At 60.5% G+C, this 4,532-nt stretch carries 5 protein-coding genes; 3 read left to right on the top strand and 2 right to left on the bottom strand.

The genetic code is table 11. The features are described 5' to 3' along the window. Window positions 1–983 (top strand): glycosyltransferase family 2 protein (locus tag RMN95_RS10940; protein ID WP_309616950.1); only part of this gene is annotated, 983 nt, incomplete at its 5' end. Here the strand turns inward: RMN95_RS10940 and RMN95_RS10935 are convergent. Both RMN95_RS10935 and RMN95_RS10930 read right to left on the bottom strand, forming a co-directional pair. Beyond that, a complete protein-coding gene (locus tag RMN95_RS10935; RefSeq protein ID WP_309616949.1) occupies window positions 980–2,170 on the bottom strand; it encodes an ABC transporter ATP-binding protein in 1,191 nt (396 codons plus the stop codon). The two genes, RMN95_RS10940 and RMN95_RS10935, sit on opposite strands and share 4 nt — an antisense overlap. Then, complete coding sequence (locus tag RMN95_RS10930) at window positions 2,171–3,112, bottom strand: ABC transporter permease (RefSeq protein ID WP_309616948.1); 942 nt, start codon at window positions 3,110–3,112, stop codon at window positions 2,171–2,173. 118 nt (window positions 3,113–3,230) lie between these two features. Between RMN95_RS10930 and RMN95_RS10925 the strand changes: the two genes are divergently transcribed. Both RMN95_RS10925 and RMN95_RS10920 read left to right on the top strand, forming a co-directional pair. Further along, entirely contained in the window at window positions 3,231–4,211 is a 981-nt protein-coding gene (locus RMN95_RS10925; RefSeq protein ID WP_309616947.1) for a glycosyltransferase family 2 protein, read from the top strand. A 115-nt stretch (window positions 4,212–4,326) separates the two neighbouring features. After that, the coding region (locus RMN95_RS10920; RefSeq protein WP_309616946.1) for a glycosyltransferase at window positions 4,327–4,532 on the top strand (206 nt) is incomplete at its 3' end.

The following is a 4,532-nucleotide window of genomic DNA, read 5'->3' as shown; positions in this document are numbered from 1 at the left end:
GCACTGAGCCCCTTGTAGCGTCCATCGTGATCCCCACGTTTAATGGCGAGACCTACTTACGCGAGATCCTGGCGGCGTGCGCCACACAGCGGATCGATGGCGCCTTCGAGATTCTGGTGGTCGATTCGGGATCAACCGACTCGACCCTCTCGATCGTCGAGTCATTTCCGAATGTTCGGTTGCACCAGATCCCGAATTCAGAATTTGGCCACGGTCGTACCCGCAACCTGGCGGCGCGGCTGTCGGGCGGCGAGTTCGTCGCATTCTTGTCGCATGATGCCATCCCGGCTACCGACCGTTGGCTGCACGAGATGCTCGCGCCGTTTTCTATCGACGCACGCATTGTCGGGGTGATGGGCAAACAGATTCCACGACCGACATGTTTCCCGCTCATGAAGTACGACATCGAGGGCGTCTTTGCGGGGTTTGGTCCACACTTCGGGACCACCGTGTTTTATGACGACGGATTCGTGCAGGATCCGGGAACTCTCGCCGCCATCACGTTTTATTCCGATGTCAACTCGGCGGCCCGCCGCGACATCCTGACCGGGCAGATCCCGTATCGCGATGTGCTGTACGCGGAGGATCAAATGTTTGGTCAGGATGTGATTGCCGCCGGTTTTCACAAGGCGTACGCCCCGCGGGCGGCCGTCATTCATTCCAACGATGTGACGCTGGCCGAGTTCGGCCCGCGCATCTTCGACGAGACCGTCGGGTTGCGGCGTATCGGCACCAAGGTTGCACCGATGTCACGGGGTGGCTCGTACGCCAGGGCTGCACGCGGAGCGCTTCGTGACAGCTCGACTATTCTCAGGGACGGCAGCTATACGTGGCGGCGTAAGTTGTATTGGATCATCGTGAACCCGCGGTATCACCTACACAAGTGGCGCGCATATCGGAAGGCATCGTTGGCCAACCTGACCGACGACGCGCGTATCAACGCCGACTCGCTCGAGCACCGCCGCAAGTTACAGGGCGACTAGTGCGAGAAGATCCTTGTCTTGAGGTCCATGCTCAGCGTGCCTGTGCCCGGTAGCGAGCTTCGTACGACGAAGCGCGAGGCGGGCTTGAGCTGGTGCACCAGCTCGCTATCTATCGTCTCCAGACCACCTCTCACCACATAGTCGCCCGCACCAAGGGCCGGCTTGTTGAAGGTGAACTCGACAGTGTGGTGGCCGATAGACCGCGGGAGCTCCTGGCCGATCATCTTTGTGGTGAGTTCGTACACCTTCGCACCGCGCGCAGTCTCGATGCTCAGCACTGCGACGAGCGGTCGTTCGTCGCGTAAGACCTCGTAGGTGTACGACACCGTCATGTCGTCGCCGACAGCGACGGTCTTCTCCTCTTCCGCCTCGCCGGAGGCGATCAGGACGTTCCTGACCATGGCCGAGGGCAGCCCGACGGTGCGCTGCAATTCGGCTTCGCTCACCTGCTGCTCGGCGTAGCCGCGCTGCAGCACGTCGATTCCTTCCATGGTGTTGCCATCGAAAATCATCTCGCCCTTACTGAGAACGACGACGCGGTCACATAGCGCCTCGATCTGCGCGGGCGCGTGGCTGACGACGACGATCGTCCGTCCCTCTTTCTGGAACTCAGTGATCTTGGCGATGCACTTGTTCTGGAACGGTTCGTCACCGACGGCGAGCACCTCGTCAACGAGAAGCAGATCGGGGTCCACATGCACAGCGACGGCAAAAGCCAGCCGCACGTACATTCCGGAGCTAAAGAACTTGACTTGCGTATCGATGAAGCTCTCAATACCGGAGAAATCGACTATCGCGTCGAGGTGCCTCTCGGTCTCCTTCTGGGTCAACCCGAGGATGGCTGCGTTGAGGAAGACATTCTCCCGGCCGGTCAGGTCAGGGTGGAAGCCGGCGCCGAGTTCGAGCAGGGCCGCCATCCGTCCGCGTCTCAACACGATGCCGGAGCTCGGTTCGATGATGCCGCCGACGATCTTGAGAAGCGTGCTCTTGCCTGACCCGTTATGGCCGACGAGGCCAACGGTAGAACCCGCCTTGATATCCAGATCAATATCGCGGAGCGCCCAAAATTCGTTAAGGTGCTTCTGCTGCGACCTCGCGTTGACGAGGCGCTCCTTGATGGACTTGTGCTTGTTGAGCACGAACTTCTTGGAGACGTTATCTACGGTGACGATCGATGTCGATGCCATTTACAGCTCCTGCGCAAAATTGCCCTGGAGCTTCGCGAATATTCGCTGGGAAATCCAGAGCAGGACGAGGCTGACGGCGAAAGCGACGATCAGTCGCAGGCCTAGCCCATCGGGCCAATACTGGGCAGTTTTGCCCACCGCCTCGGTCCCGACCGACCAGAGTGCCTTCTGTGCTCCAATGATCGACAGGGTGATCGGGCTCGCGAGGTAGAGCTCCTCTAACAGGCCAGACCCGACCTGCTTGTGCACGAAGGTGAAGGGATAAACGATGGGGGAGGCCCAGAAGAACGCAATCAGGTAAATCTCGATGAAGTGCTGCACGTCGCGCAGGTAGACGTTGATGGCGGAGACGAGGATCCCGATTGCAGCCCCGAAGGTCAGGATGGTCAGGAGCGCCAGCGGTGCCAGGAGCAGGTCAGGGGACAGCCTGTAGTGGCTGAGTATGGCGATCGCCAGCAGCAGCACGCCGAGCTGGATCACGAAGTTGAATAGTGCGCTACCGATCGAGGCCAGGGGAAAGATCTCGCGGGGAAGATAGACCTTCTTGACCAGTCCGGCGTTGTCAATGATCGATCGTGCGCCGCCGCTGATGATCTCGGCGTACAGCGTCCACATCGTCAGCCCGACGAACACAAAGATGGCGAAATCGGGGACTGCCCTCGCCGCTCCCAAAATCTGGCCAATGGCAAAAAAGTAGATGACCAACTGCAACAGCGGGCGGAACAGGCTCCAGACCACCCCGAGCTTGCTGTCTTTGTACCGTGCCTTGATCTCGCGGCGAACGAGGCGACTGATGAGCTCGCGACGCGACCATATCTCGATGAGGGAATGCGCTGTGCCCGTAACGAACCCCCGTGATTTCGAGGCGTCAATGAACGGAAGTTCTGACACGCGAGCGATCCGCTCAGACCTGCTCTGGTTGTAGTCGGTCTGGGTGTTCACGAATATCTTCTGCTTTCATCCGACGAGAGGGGGAACGGTCGTCGTCAGGTCGGTATATTCTACGCCGAATGGACTTGGGGAACCTTCAGGGTGTCACGACGAGACATAGGCTGGCCGCGTGAACGACGTTCGACCTCCGACAATCTCCGTCGCGCTCGGTACGCACAACGGTGCGGCCTACTTGGGGCAGCAGCTCACCAGCATCCTGAACCAGACCATGCTGCCCGCTGAAATCGTACTGTCGGATGACGCGTCAATCGACGACACGATCGCTCTCGCCGAGCGAGTGGTCGGCGGCGCGGTGCCGCTCATCGTCATCCGCAACCGGGTCGCGCTAGGGGTGACAGGAAACTTCGAGCAGGCCGCTCTCGCGTGCAGCGGTGAGCTCATTGCGCTGTGCGACCAGGACGATATCTGGGTGCCGGAGCGGCTGGCCCTGATGGCTGCGGAGTTTGCCTCCCGTCCTGACCTGACGCTGATGCACTCAGACGCTCGGCTGGTCGATTCGGCTTCCGCCTCCCTCGGGCACACGCTTTTTGAGGCGCTTGAGGTGACGAACGACGAGAAAAACCTCGTACATTCCGGTCGCGGGATCGAGGCGCTTCTGCGCCGCAACCTCGCCACAGGCGCCACGATGATGTTCAGGCGTTCACCGCTGGAGGCGGCCATCCCATTTCCCCGGGCGTGGGTTCACGACGAGTGGCTCGCGATCATTGCAGCGCTGACCGGCGAGATTGACATGCTCGAGACAGAGCTCATCGATTACCGCCAGCACGGGGCGAACCAGATTGGAGTGACCCGGTTGTCTTTCGCCGGCAAGGTGCGCAGGGTGATGGAGCCCCGCCGAGCTCGCAACGAAAGACTCGCGACCAATTTCGGCATCCTTGAGTCGCGAGTGCAGGCCATGGTTGATATTGACCCCGCACTGCTCGAGCTTGTGCAGCAGAAGGCGCAGCACGAGTATTTTCGACGCGCACTGCCTGAGGCGCGCATCCTCCGAGTCGTTCCAGTGCTGCGGCAGGTCGTTACCGGCAAGTACCGCCGGTTTAGCAGGGCCAGAGGCGACATTCTGCGCGATCTCGTACAGCCCGTCGACTAGCGGCCGCAAGGTGAACCGAGTGAATCGAGTGCGCCGACCCTGACCCAAGCAACACAGCCTGTGGCGCACTTTCCGCAGGCGTAGGCGCTCGTCTGCCCCGGTAGGCTTCATTTTTATGAGAATACTCGTCGCAGTTCCTGCGCTAAACGAGGCCGCGTCGATCGGTCAGGTATTGACGTCGCTCTCAACTGTGCATCCGCTGGTGGATGTCGTCATCGTCGATGACGGGTCGCGCGACGACACGGCAAAGATCGCCCGAGACGCCGGTGTGCGAGTGGTGTCCCACGCAATCAACCTTGGGGTCGGTGCTGCCATCGCCAC

Origin of the sequence: Salinibacterium sp. (genome assembly GCF_031364185.1) — a bacterium.
Taxonomy (GTDB): Bacteria; Actinomycetota; Actinomycetes; order Actinomycetales; family Microbacteriaceae; genus Rhodoglobus.
This window is presented reverse-complemented; position numbering and strand designations above follow the sequence as displayed.